The sequence below is a fragment of the Bradyrhizobium sp. AUGA SZCCT0160 genome, from assembly GCF_018130105.1.
GTDB lineage: Bacteria > Pseudomonadota > Alphaproteobacteria > Rhizobiales > Xanthobacteraceae > Bradyrhizobium.
Genome location: NZ_JAFCMD010000016.1, coordinates 67604 through 84266, shown reverse-complemented (window position 1 = coordinate 84266; position 16663 = coordinate 67604). Strand labels below are relative to the sequence as shown.

The 16663-nt window shown below is 62.8% G+C and carries 16 protein-coding genes; 2 read left to right on the top strand and 14 right to left on the bottom strand.

Going from position 1 to position 16663, the window contains the following annotated elements; all coding sequences use genetic code 11:
- Both JQ558_RS24160 and JQ558_RS24155 read right to left on the bottom strand, forming a co-directional pair.
- The gene (locus tag JQ558_RS24160) at positions 1-1608 is read right to left on the bottom strand and encodes an MFS transporter (RefSeq protein ID WP_212295411.1); all 1608 of its coding nucleotides are present in this window, start codon (positions 1606-1608) and stop codon (positions 1-3) included.
- On the bottom strand, positions 1605-2633 hold the full coding sequence (locus JQ558_RS24155; protein WP_212295410.1) for an HlyD family secretion protein: 1029 nt from the start codon (positions 2631-2633) through the stop codon (positions 1605-1607). The genes JQ558_RS24160 and JQ558_RS24155 overlap by 4 nt, the downstream gene beginning before the upstream one ends.
- Before the next feature lie 82 nt (positions 2634-2715).
- Between JQ558_RS24155 and JQ558_RS24150 the strand changes: the two genes are divergently transcribed.
- Complete coding sequence (locus tag JQ558_RS24150) at positions 2716-3342, top strand: TetR/AcrR family transcriptional regulator (RefSeq protein WP_212295409.1); 627 nt, start codon at positions 2716-2718, stop codon at positions 3340-3342.
- A 111-nt stretch (positions 3343-3453) separates the two neighbouring features.
- Here JQ558_RS24150 and JQ558_RS24145 read toward each other — a convergent pair whose 3' ends face one another.
- The 11 genes from JQ558_RS24145 to JQ558_RS24095 all read right to left on the bottom strand — a co-directional run bounded on the left by JQ558_RS24145 (position 3454) and on the right by JQ558_RS24095 (position 14301).
- The gene (locus JQ558_RS24145; RefSeq protein ID WP_212295408.1) at positions 3454-4236 is read right to left on the bottom strand and encodes a 3-hydroxybutyrate dehydrogenase; all 783 of its coding nucleotides are present in this window, start codon (positions 4234-4236) and stop codon (positions 3454-3456) included.
- A 45-nt stretch (positions 4237-4281) separates the two neighbouring features.
- Complete coding sequence (locus JQ558_RS24140) at positions 4282-5457, bottom strand: patatin-like phospholipase family protein (protein WP_212271750.1); 1176 nt, start codon at positions 5455-5457, stop codon at positions 4282-4284.
- A gap of 32 nt (positions 5458-5489) precedes the next feature.
- Positions 5490-6290, bottom strand: a complete 801-nt coding sequence (locus JQ558_RS24135; protein WP_212295407.1) for an acetoacetate decarboxylase — start codon at positions 6288-6290, stop codon at positions 5490-5492.
- Positions 6291-6400: 110 nt separating this feature from the next.
- The gene (locus JQ558_RS24130; RefSeq protein ID WP_212295406.1) at positions 6401-7330 is read right to left on the bottom strand and encodes an MBL fold metallo-hydrolase; all 930 of its coding nucleotides are present in this window, start codon (positions 7328-7330) and stop codon (positions 6401-6403) included.
- 95 nt (positions 7331-7425) lie between these two features.
- Positions 7426-8643, bottom strand: a complete 1218-nt coding sequence (locus tag JQ558_RS24125) for an NAD(P)/FAD-dependent oxidoreductase (RefSeq protein WP_212295405.1) — start codon at positions 8641-8643, stop codon at positions 7426-7428.
- Positions 8644-8757: 114 nt separating this feature from the next.
- Positions 8758-9078, bottom strand: a complete 321-nt coding sequence (locus JQ558_RS24120; RefSeq protein WP_212295404.1) for a hypothetical protein — start codon at positions 9076-9078, stop codon at positions 8758-8760.
- Positions 9079-9183: 105 nt separating this feature from the next.
- On the bottom strand, positions 9184-10140 hold the full coding sequence (locus tag JQ558_RS24115) for an AraC family transcriptional regulator (RefSeq protein WP_212210208.1): 957 nt from the start codon (positions 10138-10140) through the stop codon (positions 9184-9186).
- A 50-nt stretch (positions 10141-10190) separates the two neighbouring features.
- Entirely contained in the window at positions 10191-11141 is a 951-nt protein-coding gene (locus JQ558_RS24110) for an AraC family transcriptional regulator (protein ID WP_212295403.1), read from the bottom strand.
- 168 nt (positions 11142-11309) lie between these two features.
- Positions 11310-13103 carry an ATP-binding protein gene (locus tag JQ558_RS24105; protein ID WP_249142609.1) on the bottom strand — a complete coding sequence of 598 codons (1794 nt, stop codon included), beginning with the start codon at positions 13101-13103 and terminating at the stop codon, positions 11310-11312.
- Positions 13096-13482: a response regulator transcription factor gene (locus JQ558_RS24100; protein ID WP_212295402.1), complete on the bottom strand. Its 387-nt coding sequence runs from the start codon at positions 13480-13482 to the stop codon at positions 13096-13098. Before JQ558_RS24100 ends, JQ558_RS24105 begins: the two co-directional genes overlap by 8 nt.
- A 108-nt stretch (positions 13483-13590) precedes the next feature.
- Positions 13591-14301 carry a response regulator transcription factor gene (locus JQ558_RS24095; protein ID WP_409410569.1) on the bottom strand — a complete coding sequence of 237 codons (711 nt, stop codon included), beginning with the start codon at positions 14299-14301 and terminating at the stop codon, positions 13591-13593.
- 381 nt (positions 14302-14682) lie between these two features.
- Here JQ558_RS24095 and JQ558_RS24090 point away from each other — a divergent pair, with 381 nt between their 5' ends.
- A complete protein-coding gene (locus JQ558_RS24090) occupies positions 14683-15615 on the top strand; it encodes an AraC family transcriptional regulator (protein ID WP_212295401.1) in 933 nt (310 codons plus the stop codon).
- 31 nt (positions 15616-15646) lie between these two features.
- On the opposite strand, the gene JQ558_RS24085 is transcribed toward JQ558_RS24090, so the two are convergent.
- Positions 15647-16552, bottom strand: coding sequence for a catalase (locus JQ558_RS24085; protein WP_212295400.1), 906 nt, complete (start codon positions 16550-16552; stop codon positions 15647-15649).
- Positions 16553-16663: the final 111 nt, after the last annotated feature.

Genomic DNA, 16663 nt, shown 5'->3' with positions numbered 1-16663 from the left:
TTACGGCTCCTCGCTTCGGGATGACTGCGCGGCGTGCGCTTTGGCGTAGCGGTGGAATCCGATCTTGATGGAGACCAGCACGGGCGCGGCGATGACGAAAAGCACCGCGACGGCATTGAACGCGGTGTCGAAGGCGATCACGGTCGACTGACCCATGACGGCCCTGCCCAGCAGGCTCGTCGCCGCCCGGCTGGCGGCCACGGCGTCCATTCCTCGCGCCGCGAGCATGGCGGTCATCGCCGTCAGCCGCTCGCTCACCGCAGGAACGCCCGCGGTGACGCTGGCGCCGAGCACCGCAACATTGCCGGCGACGTTATGGTCGATCAGTGTCTGCAGTCCGGCTACCCCCATCAGACCGCCCAGCTGGCGACCCGCATTGAAGAGACCGATGCCGGACGCACGTTTGTGGTCATTGAGATGGCTGAAAGCGATCAGCGTGATGGACAGAAACAGGAAGCCGAGGCCGAGGCCCCGCAACAGGATGGCTGCCATCATGTCGTGCGCGCCGCTTTCGCTGGTCGAGCCTGACAGCATCCACATCGCAATCATGATCATCAGGATCCCAACGGGCACTGTAGCGACCGGAGGAACGCGGCGAACCTGGAAGAGGAAAGCGGCTATGAGGAGCGTGCCGATGAAAAATGCGCCGCTCGGCAACAAGAGCAGGCCGGCGTCGGTAGGCCTGAACGCGAGAACGGAAACGGCAAAGGACGGGATCAGGAACGCGCTCCCGAACAGCGCGGCGCCGGCGACAAAGCTGACAATGAAGGCGAAGGAAAAATCCTCCGTTCGGAACAAGGTGAAATCGAGCAGGCCCCGCCCTTTGGCGATCACCTGGTGGCCGAGAAACAGCAGCAGGGCGGCGGCGCCCAGCACCGTCAGCCACAGGATGCGAGGTTCCTCGAACCAGCGCCATCGGTTGCCCTGATTGAGAACATAGGTGAAGCAGAGAAATGCGACTGACATCAGCGAGAAGCCGATCCAATCAAACGGACGGCGCACGGCCGCAGCGGGCTTCGGGGCGTCCGCGATCAACAGTAGGCCGGCCGCTGCCAGGGCCACCGGAACGACGCTGACGAAAATCCATGTCCAGGACTGGCTGTCGAGCAACCATCCCTGGAGCGCCGGGGCGATGGTCCCGGGAGCGACGACCGATCCCATCGCAAACAGGGCTTGAAGGATCGGTTGGTGGGCGCGCGGATAGGCGAGAAAAATGATCGCCTGGCCGCCGATCAGCAAGGTGCCTCCGGAGAAGCCCTGTATCATGCGCAGTGCGACCAACAGGTCCAGCCGGGCCGTGATGACGGCAATGCCGCATGCCGCGCCCATCACCAGCGTTGAGCCGATGATCAGTTTGTGCGGATCGACACGGCTCATCAGCCAGGGGGCGGTCATGAACCCGATCAGTTTCATCGCGGTGTATCCGATGTCCAGCCAGGCGGCCTCGTCGGGAGTTGCGTAGGTGTCGCCGATGATATAGCCGCGCCCGAGCGACAGCACGGTGCCTGCGATCGCCTCCGTCAGCGTCGCAAGCACGACACCCACGACAAGAAGCGATCCGGTCGCAGATCTGTCGCGGCTCGGCGTATCGGCGACTACAGCGGTCATGAGCCGCTCCTCCGGTCGACCTCGACCCGCGCGGACAGGCCGGGCACGAGGCGGCCCGGCAATGGGTTGCTGGCAAACCGGATCTTCACCGGCACGCGTTGAACGACACGAATGAAGTTGCCTGTCGCGTTGTCAGCGGGAAGCAGACTGAAGGCAGACCCGCTGCCCGGCGCAAAGCTGTCCACCAGGCCTTCGATCGTCTCATGCGGATAGCCGTCGACCTTGATGCGAACGCGCTGGCCGGGCCGGATATGTTCGATCTGGGTTTCCTTGAAGTTCGCCACGACCCAGACGTCCTTGACCGGAACGATGTCGAGCAGGGAGGCGCCCGGCGCGACCAGCCGGCCGATGCGGACCTGGCGGTTGCCGATCACGCCGTCGACCGGCGCATGCACCACCGTGTTGTCGAGATCGATCTGGGCGAGATCGCGTGCGGCCTGTGCCTGCGCCACGGCAGCAACGGCAGCCTCGCGCTGGGTGGCAAGAACGGCAATGCGCTGCTGCTGGGCCTCCACCATCGCCGACGCCGCCGACACGCCCGCCTCGGCCCTCGACAGCGCCGCATCGCTTTCATCGACCGCGGCCTGGCTGACGGCGTTGGTGCGGATCAGTTCGCGGCGGCGGTCGGAGGCCTTGGTCGCCAGATTCTTCTCGGCCACGGTCGAACGTCGCTGCGCTTCGGCCTGCCGAACCAGCGCGTGCTGAAGCTGGATGTCGGCATCGACATTGGTGAGGCGGGCCTGCGCAGCTTCGACGTTCGCCACGGCTTGCGCCAGTTTTGCGCGATAGTCCCGGTCGTCGATCCGGAAAAGGACGTCACCCGCCCGAACGGTCTGGTTATCCTCGACCTCGAGGGACGTGACGTAGCCCGCAACCTTTGGGGCGAGCGAGGTCACGTCACCGCGGACATACGCGTTGTCGGTCGACGTCTCGCCGATCGAACGAGCCCTCCATCCCGTAGCGACGATCACCACTGCGCCGAGGCACAGCAGCAAGCCAATAATCTTCTTCTTGTTACGCTGCATGATGGCCTCCGGTAATGAGTGTTACCAATTGACCTCTATGGTAATGATCGTTACCAGTCAAGCGATGGATCGGGATGGATGAATGGCTGTGGCTAAGAAAGGGCGCCCGAACGGTCGCCGGGAGACCCTGCTTCGCGCTGCGGCTGAGGTGTTTTTTGAACAGGGCTACGCGGCGACGAGCATCGACGCGATCATCGAACGCGCCGGTGGTTCGAAACGCAACATCTACAATGAATTCGGCAACAAGCAGGGCCTGTTCTCCGCCATCGTCAAGGAAAACGCGGACAGGGTGCTTTCGACGCTGGTCATCGAGCAGACCGAAGGCAACGATCTGCGGGCGACGCTGACGGCGTTTGGTCGGCATCTCATGTGCGTTTACATGTCGCCGACCTTGATCGGCATCTATCGAATTGCCGTCACCGAGGCCAATCGCTTTCCCGATCTCGTGAAGTCGTTTTACGAGCAAGGCCCCGGCCGGGCTACGTCCCGGCTCGCGGAGGTCCTTGAAGCCGCCAACAAGCGAGGGGACATCCGGACGGATGATTGCTCGCGAACGGCCGGGCACTTTGTCGGCATGATCCGCGACAACCTTCATCTGCAGGTCGTTCTCGGGCTGCGCGCGGCGCCGTCGGATCGAGAAATCCAGGCGGCGGTCGGTTCGGCCGTGGAGGTCTTTCTGAATGGTGTTCGACCTGGCCGGAGCAAGTAGACAGCTTGCATTCGTCGTCTTCGGCATCGAGCCATTTACCGGACGGCCGCGCCGGGTATTGATACCGATCATCATTTTCTCCCTTATGTGAGGAAATGCTCATCGTCTTGCCTACCGTGCAGTCCATCCGCCATCGACGGAGATCGTCGTACCTGTGATCTGCTCCGCAGCAGGCGAGCACAGGAAAGCGACGGTGCCGCCAAGCTGCTCCGGCGAGGCGAAATCCAGCGACGGCTGCTTCTCGGACAACAGCTCTTCGGCGGCTTGCTTCTGGCTGATGCCGCGCTGGGCTGCGATGTCGCTGATCTGCTTCTCCACCAGCGGCGTTCGTACCCAGCCGGGACAGACCGCATTGCAGGTGACGCCGGTCCCGGCGGTCTCCAGGCCGACCACCTTGGTCAGGCCGACCATCCCGTGCTTGGCCGCGACGTAGGCGGCCTTGTGCGTCGAAGCGACGAGGCCGTGTGCGGAAGCGATGTTGACGATCCGTCCCCAGCGCTGCTTTTTCATCTGCGGCACCGCCGCCGCAATGCCGTGGAATGCCGCCGACAGGTTGATCGCGAGGATTGCATCCCACTTGGCCGCCGGAAACTCATCCACCGGCGCGGTGAACTGGATGCCGGCATTGTTCACGAGGATGTCGAGGCGCCCGAATTTCGCGATCGTCGCGGCAATCAACCCGCGCACGGCGTCGCCCTTCGACATATCGGCGCCGTCGTAGACGACGCGCACGCCGTGCTCGCGTTCGATCGCGCTGCGGATCGCCTCGATCTCGCTGGCCTCGCCAAAGCCGTTCAACACCAGATCGGCGCCGGCCTTCGCCAGCTCCCTGGCGATGCCAAGGCCGATGCCGCTGGTCGATCCGGTGACGATCGCTACCTTGCCCTTCAACATGAGATTTCCTTTCAGGTGCTTTGAGAAATGAAACCCAGCCGGGGCTCAGTCGCGGCGATGCACGTCGTGCGTGACGATGCCGAGTTCCGGTGCCGGCGGGTCGAGGCGGTGCGGGTCGGCCAGCGTGCGGCGGATGTCTTCGAGCCCGCTCTGCCAATGCGTACGCATCGCGCTCAACCCGAACTCGTAGTCCCTCGAATGGCCTTCGTAGATCTTGGACTGGTAGATCAGGTGAACGATGTTGTAGGAGCGATGGCGCGCCATATCGGCGATGGCGCGGATTTCCGGCTTCGCCTTTGCGCTGGCCGGCAGCTCCTCCATGGTCCGCTGCAACGCCTGACGCATCTTCTGCATCCGCAGCACCTGGTCGGTGACGGCGCGCGTGCGGCTCGAATATTGGATGTCCTTCTGCCGGCTCGACACCTCCATCAAGTCCTGAGGGACGCGGCCCCTGGCCGACCAGAGATCGATCTGGAATGTCAGCGTGTCAGATGGCTCGCCGGACAGCACGCGCGATAGCGGCGTATTCGAAACCACACCGCCGTCCCAATAGTGCTCGCCTTCGATTTCGACGGCGGGGAATCCCGGCGGCAGCGCGCCGGAAGCCATGAAATGCTTCGGTCCCAGCCGGCGTTCGGCGGTGTCGAAATAGGTCAGATTGCCGGTGCGGATGTTGACCGCGCCGACGCTGACGCGCACTTCGCCCGAGTTCAACCGGTCGAAATCGACGAGCCGTTCCAGCGTCTGTTGCAATGGCGCGGTGTCGTAGAAGCTGGTCGCGGCATCGCCCGTGAACGGCGACCACAGCGGCGACGGGAAGCGCGGCTTGAAGAAGCCGGGCTGGCCCTGGACCAGCGCCCGCGTTGCCGCCAACCTGTTGCGCACCGAGTTGATATCGAAGGCAAAGGGCAAGGCGTTGGCCAGCCCCTCGCCGGCGGGCCACTCGATCGAAAAGGCACAGATCGTCTCCCAGAACTCGCGCAACCGCTGCACGCGCTCGGCTTCGGGCGAGCCGGCGATGATAGCGGCGTTGAGGGCGCCGATCGAGATGCCGGCCAGCCAGTTCGGCCGGATGCCGGCCTCGTGCAGGCCCTCATAGACGCCGGCCTGATAGGCTCCAAGCGCGCCGCCGCCTTGCAGCACCAGAGCGACGACATCGTACGGCAGCGGCCTTTCTTGCTGCGGCACCGGACTGGATCGTTCACGCATCACGTTCAACATTGCCAAAACTCCCTGCATTGTGGCTGACCCGATCAGCCGGCATTCGCTTCGATCAGGATTTCGGACCCGGTCCCGCGTCGACGTAGCGTCGCGCCAGGCGCCAGATAGTCGTGGACCACGGTGCCAAGCCCGAGCGTGAGGTCGGCAACAACGTGCTTGGCGGACAGCACCTCAAGCACCGGCAGCTCGGCGACGGGAGCGAGCGCATGCGAGCACAGGTCGAGCGCCGCCGGCCCGGTCCAGGCACCCTTCACCGTGATGTCCTCGAGGTGGAAGCGCACCAGCTCGCAAATACGTGCCGTGCCGTCGACATGCGGGATGATCTTGAGCAGAAAGTTGGGTGCGGCGAGCTTTCTGGCCTCGACCGTTGTGTCGAGGGCGCGGTGCTTGTAACCCATGGTGCCGGTGGCGATGCGGACCGAGCCGTAGTTCAGCGTGCCGACCAGCGTGTCGGTCTCGACCGCCAGTTTCGGCTGCGCCAGCTTCTTGGGAAAGCCCCACAGTTCGCGCCCGCCGGCAATGGGCGGATGATCATTGAGGAACATCTGATGCACGAAGCTGCCGGCCTCGCCGCGGTAGGACACCGGGATGACCTGACCGCTTTCGGTGTAGTCGCCGAAGCCGGTTGAATCAGGCATGCGGATGAACTCGTAATTCACCACCGGCTCGGTCAGCTCAAGCGGCTCCGGCACCACCCGGCGCAGCGCCTCGGGATCGGTCCGGTAGCGAATGATGAAGTACTCGCGGTTGATGAACCGGTACGGGCCGGGAGGAAAAGCCGAGTTCGTCAGCGGCATGGCGAACGCAGTCGCGCGCACGGTCTCGTGTTTCATCGAGGTCGAACTCCAAGAGGATTTTGGGTGAGCGGGCCGCGCTCCGGCGGCGGTAACGCGGCCCGTATCGGATCAAGCGCTTGCGACGCGCCCTCGTTCAGGCCGTGCGGTCAGTAGTCCCAGAAGACCGGCACCCAACGAAAGGCGTCGCCTTCGACTGCCACATGGCCGACGGACGGGAACGGCAGGTGAGTTGCCACCAGCAGCCCGCGGGTCTCAGCCAGTTCTCGCAAAAGACCGATACGAACGCGGGCCGACTCCTCGGGGTCGTGTTCGAAGCCGTTGTACCACTCGGGGTGCTCGAACCCGACCGCGAACACGAGGTCGCCGGCGAACGTCAGCCGGTCGCCGCCGGACACCACGCGGACCACGCTGTGCCCGGGGGTGTGGCCGCCGGTGCGAGTGACGACCACTCCCGGCGCCACCTCGTACTCCTCCTCGAAGGTGCGCAGCTGGCTGCGGTACTCTTTCACGAACCGCTTGGCTGTCGATCGAAGCGCGTCCGGGAATCCGGGCGGCATGGAGACGTGGGAGAAATCGGGCGCCTCCCAGAACTTGACCTCGGCGGCCGACACGTGGATCCGCAGATCCGGACGCAGCTGCTCCTTGACCCCGTCGACGAGCAGCCCGCCAATGTGGTCCATGTGCATGTGCGTCAGCACCACGTCGGTCACGGACGCAAGATCGATGCCGGCCGCCTCCAGTCGCTTGATCAGCTGCCCGGCCCGCGGCAAGTGCAAGTCAGGATCTAACCCAAGCCCGGCGTCGACGAGGATGGTCCGGTCGCCGCTGCGCACCACGACCACGTTGAGCGCCCAATCGTAAGCGTCCGGCGGCAGGAACATGTCCTTCAGCCAGGTCGCCCGGACGGCCGGGTCGATGTTGTGTGCGAGCATGGCGGTCGGGAGCGGCAGAACGCCGTCGCTGACCACCAGCACCTCAATGTCGCCGACCTGCACCGCGTAGCGCGACGGAACCAATTCGGTGGGCCCCGGTGCAGCGGGGTGTGAGGTGTTGGCCAAGCTTGTGTCTAGGTTCATGTTTGTCTCCCGTTTCAAGGTGAAGTTTACTGGCTGGTCTTCGTTGAGCGGGCCGCGCAGCCAGCGCGGAACGCGGCCCGTTTCGCGTGAAGGGTCTAGAAGAAGCCACTCACATCAGTCACGCGCTCCGGATCGGCCGAGGCCAGCGCGGCAGCACGCTCGGCCTTCGGCGGATAGATCCAGACAGTGTTGATTTCCTGCTTGGTCTTCTTGCCGACGTCGCCGACCATCCCGACCTTGCGCTCCCAACCGACCGTGAACAGCGCGCCGGCCTCTCCGAGGTCGAGACAGGTGACGTATCCCTCCTGGTGATAGGGCTTGGTCGGAACGCCGAGCAATTCAGCGGCGGCATTGTTGCCGGCAAAGGCGCCCATCCGCGTGGCGTGCTGGCACGACATCAGCGCGTAATTGCCGACATCGTCGCTGGCTGCTCTGGCGGCATCGCCGGTGGCGAACACGCCGGGCACCGACGGCACGCGCAAATCCCGATCGACCAGCAGCCGGCCAAAATTGTCGCGCTCGGCCGGGATCTGCTGGGTCAACGGGGCGGCACGAATGCCGGCCGCCCAGATCAAGGTCTCGGTTTCGATGTGTTCGCCGTTGGAAAGCGTGACGCCGGATTTGTCCAGCGACGCGACACCGGCGCCGAGCCGGGTCTCCACGCCGACCTTGCGCAGGGCCTCTTCAATGACGGGGCGCGGACCCGCGCCCATATCCGGAGCGATCGCGCTGTTCCGATCAACGATGATGACGCGCGTCTTGGTATCCTTGCCGAAGATCGCACGAAGCCGAGTGGGCATCTCCGTCGCCGCCTCGATGCCGGTGAACCCGCCGCCGGCAACGACGACCGTGTTGCGCCCGTTCATTGCCGGCCGATCCGGCAGGCTGTGCAGGTGCCGGTCGAGGGCAATCGCATCGTCGAGTTGGTCGACGCTGAAGCCGTGTTCGGCAAGGCCGGGAATATTCGGGCGGAACAGCCGGCTGCCGGTGGCCACGACCAGCCGATCGTAGGAGAGACTCTTCTTCGCGCCCTTGGCGGCGACGATGTTCACCGTCCGGGCCTTGGTGTCGATGGTCTCCGCGCTGCCTTGCACGTAGACCACATCGACCGCCTTGAGCACATCCAGCAGCGGCGCGGTCAGCGTTTCGGGTTTCGGTTCGTAAAGCCGAGGGCGAACCACCAGCGTCGGCTCTGGCGCAACCAGCGCGATCTCGAGCTGTTCGGGGGAAACGCCCTGGATGTCGCGCAGGCGGGCGGCGGAAAGTGCAGCGTACATGCCGGCGAAGCCGGCGCCTATGATAACCAATCGCATGTGATCTACTCCTGTGGTTGATCTTCCCAGATTTCCACGCGTTACCGCCGCTGCAGCTCATTGGCGGCAGCAATCGACGACGACGCGAAGACGTGAAACGAAGGTGACGGGCCCCTATGGAGGGGAGCAGTCCAGCATGAGCGGCATGGGCCGCTCACATACCGCGCGGCAGCTTTTGGAACTGCGTGTCGAGCCGCGTTGAAAGACGATCGATTGAACGGGATTCGGCCAGCTCTTGAAGATTTCGGCGCCGTCGTTGATCACGATGGAGCTCATCGGATTTTTACCTTGGGTCGCTTGCGCCGGATTTTCCACTTCCTCGCCCGTCGGTGAGGTGAAGCGCACCGTCAACGAAAGGCCGTAGATGAGGGCGCTCGCGACCACTCTTCGTCGTGACGTGATCGCATTTGGGCCGACGAAATTCTTCCAGGCCATTGTCTATCTCCCTCGTTCTCGGCGTAACCATCGCATGGTCTTTGTTTAGCGGACCAAACCGCTGACTGCCCCAGAGCGATTGACGTACCTGTAGAGAGATTGCTGCTAACGCGTGCGCCTCCGCCAATCGCTCGGGGTCTCGCCGGTCAGCTTCCTAAATGCCGCGGCGAAGGCGTTTTGGGAGGCGTAGCCAAGCGTCGCTGCGATCGAGACGACCGACGTGTCGGTGTCGCGCAGCATGTTCATGGCCTGCTCGAGCCGGTGCTGGCGCAGCCATGCGTGAGGGGAAAGCCCGGTGCTTTCCTTGAAGGCACGGCAAAAGTGGAAGCGCGACAGCCCGGCATCCGAAGCCAGCGCTGCAAGAGATACGTCCGCATCGCTGTCCGAGCGCAGGCGTTCGATGGCGCGGCGCAGTACCGTGGGCGCGAGGCCGCCTATGGTCGGCTGGACCGCGATTGGCGAGCCAATGTGCGCAGCCAGGAGGTGCGTGGCCAGGACGTCTGTCAGCTGATGCCTGAACAGGGTATCCAGTGCGGCACTGCCTCCAATCATATCCGCCGCGCTCAAGAGCAATCGGGACGCGGTGAGATCGGGATGTCCCGTCCGTTCCAGGAGATCGCCGGGAGCGGCGATATCGGCTTCGCCGGCGACGCGTTGGAGCGTCGTGGGCGGAAGATAAAGCTGAACGACATTGACCGGGCCGGGAATATCCCATCGGGCGCTTGAGCCGGCGGGAATGATCGTCACAACCCCGGAACGCGCCGTTCCGATCGCCACTGATCTTCCCGACCGTCGCTCCAGCTGTTGCAGGCCGGTCGGGTAAGTCATGATGACGTGATCAGCCATGGGCTCGACGACGTCATGCAGCGCATTGTGCTTCCAATGCGCGATCGCTCCACTGGACGGATCGGAAGCCTGGCGCAGCGGAGCGGTCTTGAGCACGCGCGCCATCTCCACACCGGCAGGACGCCGGTCGGCATTCGGCAAATCGCGTTGGTGTGCCGTGGAAGCGCCTGGTTGATTTTTCTGCGAAGAATCGCGCAAAATTGGCTTGCAGCTCATGACTTGTCCTCGCCATTGAGGGCGGTCGGTTATTCGCAGAGCGTTCGCTGCTATCGCGTACGCCGTCTCCACTCGCCCGGTGTTTCGTTGGTCAGCTTCCGGAATGCGGCGGCGAACGCGGTCTGGGAGGAATAACCGAGCGCGGCTGCGATAGAGACGACGGAATCGTCAGTGTCGCGCAGCATGTTCATGGCCTGCTCGAGCCGGTGCTGGCGCAGCCAGGCATGGGGCGAAAGCCCGGTGCTTTCCTTGAAGGAACGGCAGAAGTGGAAGCGCGATAGCCCGGCATCGGACGCCAGCGCCGCGAGTGAGACGTCCGCATCGCTATCCGAGCGCAGGCGCTCGATGGCGCGGCGCAGCACTGAGGGCGACAGCCCACCCAGGGTCGGTTGGAACGTGGTTGGCGAGCCGGTGTGCGCAGCCAACAGGCGCGTGGCCAGCAGGTCCGTCAGTTGATGCCTGAACAGCGTATCCAGGCGCCCATTTCCCTCCATGGCATCGGCCGCGGTCAGCAGCAATCGGGATGTAATGGGATCGGGATGCGCCGTTCGCTCCAAGAGATCGGTTGGTGCGGCCGTGTCGGCTTCGCGGGCCACGCGCTCCAGCATTGCGTGCGGAAGATAGAGCTGAACGACATCAACGGGTTTCGGAATATCCCATCGCGAGCTCGATCCTTCCGGAATGATGATCACGACCCCGGGACGAAACGTTCCAATCGCAACCGATTTTCCGGTCCGCCGCTCCATGCGCTGCATCATGCCGTTGTAGGCCATGATGACGTGATGGGTCATGGGCTCGACGACGTCGTGCAAGGGCTCATGTTTCCAGTGGGCGATCCCGGCACCGGAGGAATCCAGAGCCATGTGAAAGGGCGTGGTTCCGAGCACACGCGCCATCTCCGCATCGGCAGGACGTCCATCGGCATTCGGCAGGTCACTCCGGCGCGCTTCAGACGCGACCGGCAGATCCTCCGAAGGTTCGCGCAAGTTCGGCTTGCTCATGGTCTCGTGCTCACTTTAACCATTGTCTCTTGGAGACCTACAGGATGATGGCAAACGCCGCGTGACGGTATCATGCGGCGCGTCTGATCCCGCTGGCCCGGCGAATAGATCAACCTGTACCTTGGGATAGGGTTGGCGGGGACGTGTGTTAAGCCACAGACAATCGCGTCATGCGACCGCGGTGCTCGGCAATGCTGAGGTTGGGAGGCGCAGTTCGTGGTCGGTGCCGGCATCCGAATCGATCGGAATTGTGAATTGAAACGCCGCACCTGTTGGGACGTTTGCTGCCGCCCATAATCGTCCTCCGTGATCCTCGACGATCGAACGGCAGATGGAAAGTCCCATGCCCAGACCGCTCGACTTCGTCGTATAAAATGCCTCGAAGGCTCGATCGATCGCCCCCTCTGACAGCCCCGGGCCAGAGTCACGCACCGCAACGAGAATGGAGTCAGCTTCAGCCTGGGTGCTGATCAATAACTCCCGAGGCTCGTCGCTCATCTGGCTCATCGCCTCGACTGCATTGACGATCAAGTTCAGCATCACCTGTTGGATCTGGACCCGACTGCCCTGAATGAAAGGTAAACCTTCCGCAAACTGAGTCCGCAATTGAACGCTGTTTTTCGACACTTCACCGCGCGTCAATCCGATAACTTCCGAAATCGTTTCATTGATCTCCAGGCTATCCTTTCGCGTCGGCTCCTTCCTGACCAATGCATGGGTCCGGTCGACAACTTCAGTGACACGCATGCCGTTCAGCACGGCTCGGTCTATTGCCTTCTTCGCCCTCTCGACATCCGGCTGCTCGCGAGCGAGGAAGCGCTGAGCGGTTTGGGTATTCAGGAGCGCGGCCGTGATCGGCTGCTTGACCTCATGCGTAATGGACGCCGTAAGCTGCCCCAAAGTTGCCAGCCGGTTGGCGTGGGCCAATTCCGTCTGCATGCTGCGGAATCGCCGCTCGCTCTCACGCGCTTCCACTTCTGCCCGTCTACGCTCGGTCAGATCGAGCACAAACGCGACACCCTGGCTGTCTGTCCCTTCAAGGGTCGCGATGCCGATCAACACTGGAATACGGCTGCCATCCTTCCGGATATACTCCTTTTCAAAGGGCTGCACGGCTCCCTTGTTTTTTACCTCGGACATCATCAACGCATCGCGATCACGCCATTCGGCGGGCGTCATGTCCGCCCAGCTCACGCGGCCGGACAGGAGATCGTGCTGATCATACCCAACGATGCGCAAATACTCGCTATTGGCATCAAGAATCCGCCCCTCGTCATTCCAGATGACGATGCCGATAATGTTGGCATCGACGAGGCGGCGAATTTTCGCTTCACGCTGTTCAATCTCCCGCTGCGTGGTTGCAATGGATCTCAAGTCCGCCTGCAGCACGTCGCGCCACTGCAACAGCAGTCTGAGATAGAGATCGCTGTATCCGTTGCTTTTCCTGTCGAGAACACAAATCGTTCCAAATATCTCGCCATCGGGCCAACTGATCGGCACGCCGAGGTATGAAATCATGCCAAGTTTGATGTCAGGGTTTGATTTCCACGCCTCGTCCTGCAGAGCGTCCGGGACGATCAATGGTCGGCGGGTGTTCATGACAGTCTCGCAATAAAGCCCTGTATTGAGACACGCGAGTTCGTCCGGTTCGTAAGGATTTCCCTTGGACTCGCTGGAAACGAGGACTTTGATATTTGGCGGCTCTACCCTCATGATCAGGGCGGAGGGGACATTTACGATATCGGCCAGAAGATCTGCGATCTCCTGCCATTTCCGCATGATGTCCGCGGGTACTTGCATGTTGTGGAGCCTGTCCACCTCGACACGCATGTCCGTTGCGCGCAAATCCTCCGAACGCGATGCCACGCTCTCAGATGCGAGATCAGACAACGCCGTTCCCGGCGGGGATGTGAAGGATTGTTCGCGGCCGCCCGGGTCGGCGTTGTGGACAGGACTAGCCATCGGAAGGCCCCTGCCCAACGCCGTCAGGGCCAGAGCCGACGTTCCGCAGGGCGGACTGCAGGTAACGAAAGAGGACGTCGCTGCTTACCGGCTTGGTCAGGTATGCATAGGCGCCACCTCTCATGGCGCGAGATCGGGTCGCCGGATTGGTGTCAGCCGTGACAATGATGACCGGCATCGCGGAACGGAGACTGCGCAAATACCGCAGCAGATCAAGCCCGCTATGGCCCGGCATGCTCACGTCGGTAATCAGGCAATCGAACCTGTCAGGGACATATTCCGCCATGAAGGCCTCCGCTCGCTCGAAAGTGCGACACGATAGATCCAGCACCATAAGGAGGTCGGAAAGGGCCTCCCGAATAGCTTCGTCGTCATCCACGATTGCGACCAGGGGCGCTTTGGACAAGCCGATAACCTTCGCTAGCGTGGCCGACTGACCACACTCTCGTCTCGCCCATTGCTGGCCGGGTCGTAACCATCCTTTGGTCTAGGGTGATTTTCCCACGCGGATCTCCGCAGGCAGCTGTTCCCAGATGCGAATGAGCTGCCCGACGGACGTGGCCTGCATCTTCTTCGTCACGTTGCCACGGTGGAGCTTGACGGTGATCTCGCTGATGCCGAGATCGAACGCGATCTGTTTGTTGAGGCGGCCCCTTGCCACTTCGCGCATGACCTCGCGTTCGCGCGGCGTCAACTTCGCGTAACGATCGACGTGCAGCTTGATCTGCCGGGCGGCGGTCCGTAGCGAAATGTCCTTCTCGATTCCGGCCGTGACGGCGTCGAGCAGCGTCTGGTCCCGGACGGGCTTTGTAAGGAAGTCAATGGCTCCCGCCTTCATCGCCTGCACGGTCATTGCGATGTCGCCATGGCCGGTGAGGAAAATGATCGGTCGCGTGTGACCGTTCAAGCCGAGATGATGCTGAAGATCGAGGCCGCTTGCGCCGGGCATGCGAACATCGAGGATCAGGCAGCCCGGCCGCTCCGGAAGATCGGCCTGCAACAGTTCCTGTGTCGATCCGAAGCAACATGCGTCGATTCCCACCGACAGCAGAAGTTCTCGAATTGCGAACCGGACGTCCTCGTCATCGTCCACGATCAGGACGAGTGGGCGATCCGTCTTGTCGGCAGCCATGCTCATGGGTAATCGGGGTAAGGTTGGTAGGGCGGATGAGCGGGCCAGTGCGGTGGTGGCAAGCATTGCTTAGTCTCCTAATCGCTACTGCCCCATTGCCTGTCGCGGTCGTTCAACTTGAGTCGATCGTTCGGGGCGTGTTGTAAGCCCCGTACAAGTACGGCGTCTTTCCTAAAGCCGCCGTCCTTTGCCGGAACCTGCTCCAAGCGCGCAATCGTGATACTAAGGGCTGAGACGCCGCGAACGCGTGACCAGGTGATCAAGCAGGAAAATCATTGAATTTGCTCCGAAAATCGTCTTCCCGCGACTGCGCCGGTTGATGTCACAACAGCTTCGCGTTTTGCGAGCAAGCCTAGACGTTCGCTCGGCGATATCAGATAATCCGCCGCGACCTCGCGATACGATGATGACCTGCCTGGTCCAATTCCGCGCATGAGACCGAACCAGATGATACAGACGGGCGCCTTCGGGCAAAAGCTCGGGCAAATCCTGCATTTGAAGGATGCGCCACCGTCGCTGATGACGCGGTCACTGCGCGGTGTGCAGCTCGCATTCACTGAAACCCGCAATGACAACCCCGTGCCGGGTCTTTCCGGTTCGTTCGCGCTTGAGGATGCTTTTCTCGTCAGCCTGAAACTTCACGATTTCCCGGACTGCGAACTCTGGGAGAATGGCAAGTGCGTGATGAAGGCGGATGTCCCGGCGGGGACGACATATCTGTACGATCTCAAGCGCGATCCCCGCTATGTGATCGACAAGCCATTCCACTCCCTGTTTTTCTATCTGCCGCGCTCCGCGCTCGACGGCCTCACTGAACAGTCCCGCACGCCGCGCGTCGGTGAGCTCGCCTGCGATCTTGGTGTCGCCCATGATGACGCGATCGTCCGTCACATCGGCGCGTCGCTGCAGGAGGGCTTGCGACGGCCGGGCGAGACCAATCAGCTTTTCGTGGATCACATGATGCTCGCCCTCACCGCACACGTCGCGCAGGCGTACGGCGGGCTGCGTCCCGACGCCAAACCGACCCGCGGCGGTCTGGCGCCGTGGCAAATGAGGCGCGCCTGTGAAAGGATCGAGTCCGATCTTGGCGGGAAAATTTCATTGCAACACATCGCGGCCGAGTTTGATCTGTCAGTCAGCCATTTTTCACGGGCTTTTCGCAGCTCCACCGGCCTGCCGCCGCACCAATGGCTGCTCCGCCAGCGGGTGAAGGCGGCCAAGCAGCTGATGACCGTCCCCGACCTGTCGCTGTCCGAGATTGCGATATCGGCCGGTTTTGCCAATCAGAGCCACTTTACGCGGGTGTTTTCGGCCGCGGTCGGCGTCAGCCCGGGAGCGTGGCGCCGCGAAGCGCAAAATGCCCCGGAAAGCGAGAATTGATCCGGGTCAATGCAATGCCGGGCGTAGCGGATCAGCGGCGCTTCCCCAGTGAGATGACGTAGGCGGCGCGGCGCGCCGCAAAGATCTCGTCGGGCGGATGAGCGATGCCTTCCGCGAGAGTTGCCGGATTGAAGATGGAGGCGTCGCACGCCTCGTCCGCTTCAACCCCGGTGATGACGATCGTGCCCAGCCGCACCGTTTCGCGGGCATCCTCGTCCGGCCATCGCCTGGTCACGTCCATGACGGGATCGCCGGGGCGGTCGAGCAGCGCCATCACGTTGAGCCGGACATCGCCTTTGGCGATCCGGTTCTTGAGGTCGTCGTAAAGGAAGTCGGCAGACTTCGCCCTCGCCTGATCTCCGGTCGGCGTGACGTCTGCGCCGACTGGCGCGACCTTGAACTTGATGAACCGCGTCTCGCCGTTCGAACTCGTCGCGGGAAAGGCGTGCACGCCCCAATAAGTTGTGCCGGCAAGACTACCGGGCAGCGGAAGCGCGGCGATGTAGTTGGCCTGATGCAGCGTTTCGGGGTTGGCGGCGGAGAATGCCTTGACCTTCTTCATGTTCGGCTTGCCGCCTGGTCCGGGCATGCGCACCTTGAGGTAGGCCAGCATCTGGTCGGGCGTCGTCGCAAAGTGCACCGGAGCGCTTTGCAGGAGCATGTCCGAGCGATGATCTTCTCCGCCAAGCCGGAAGCTGAAGCCGCGCAGCACGCGGTCATCGCCGCCGCCCACCGAGAAGCGCGCCAGCACGCGCGATGGCTTTGTGAAGCTTTGGGATCTCGTTATTTCCGACGCCCGGTCCGACGGAATATAGGTGCCGCGAACGCATCGGCCCTCGGCAAAGCTCGCGCGTGCCTTTGGCGGATGACCGGTTAGCGCGTTCAGGGCGTCGACGATGGACGCGGGTGTGGCCGCGCCGGCTGGGAACTGGACCACGGCGGGACCTTGGTTGAGAGCACTCGGAGCGCATTCTAGGCGCTATGCAAATCGGGCGTCTTTCCCAAAGCGACCATGTATTGTCCGATCCTGCGCCCCATCCCCACTGCA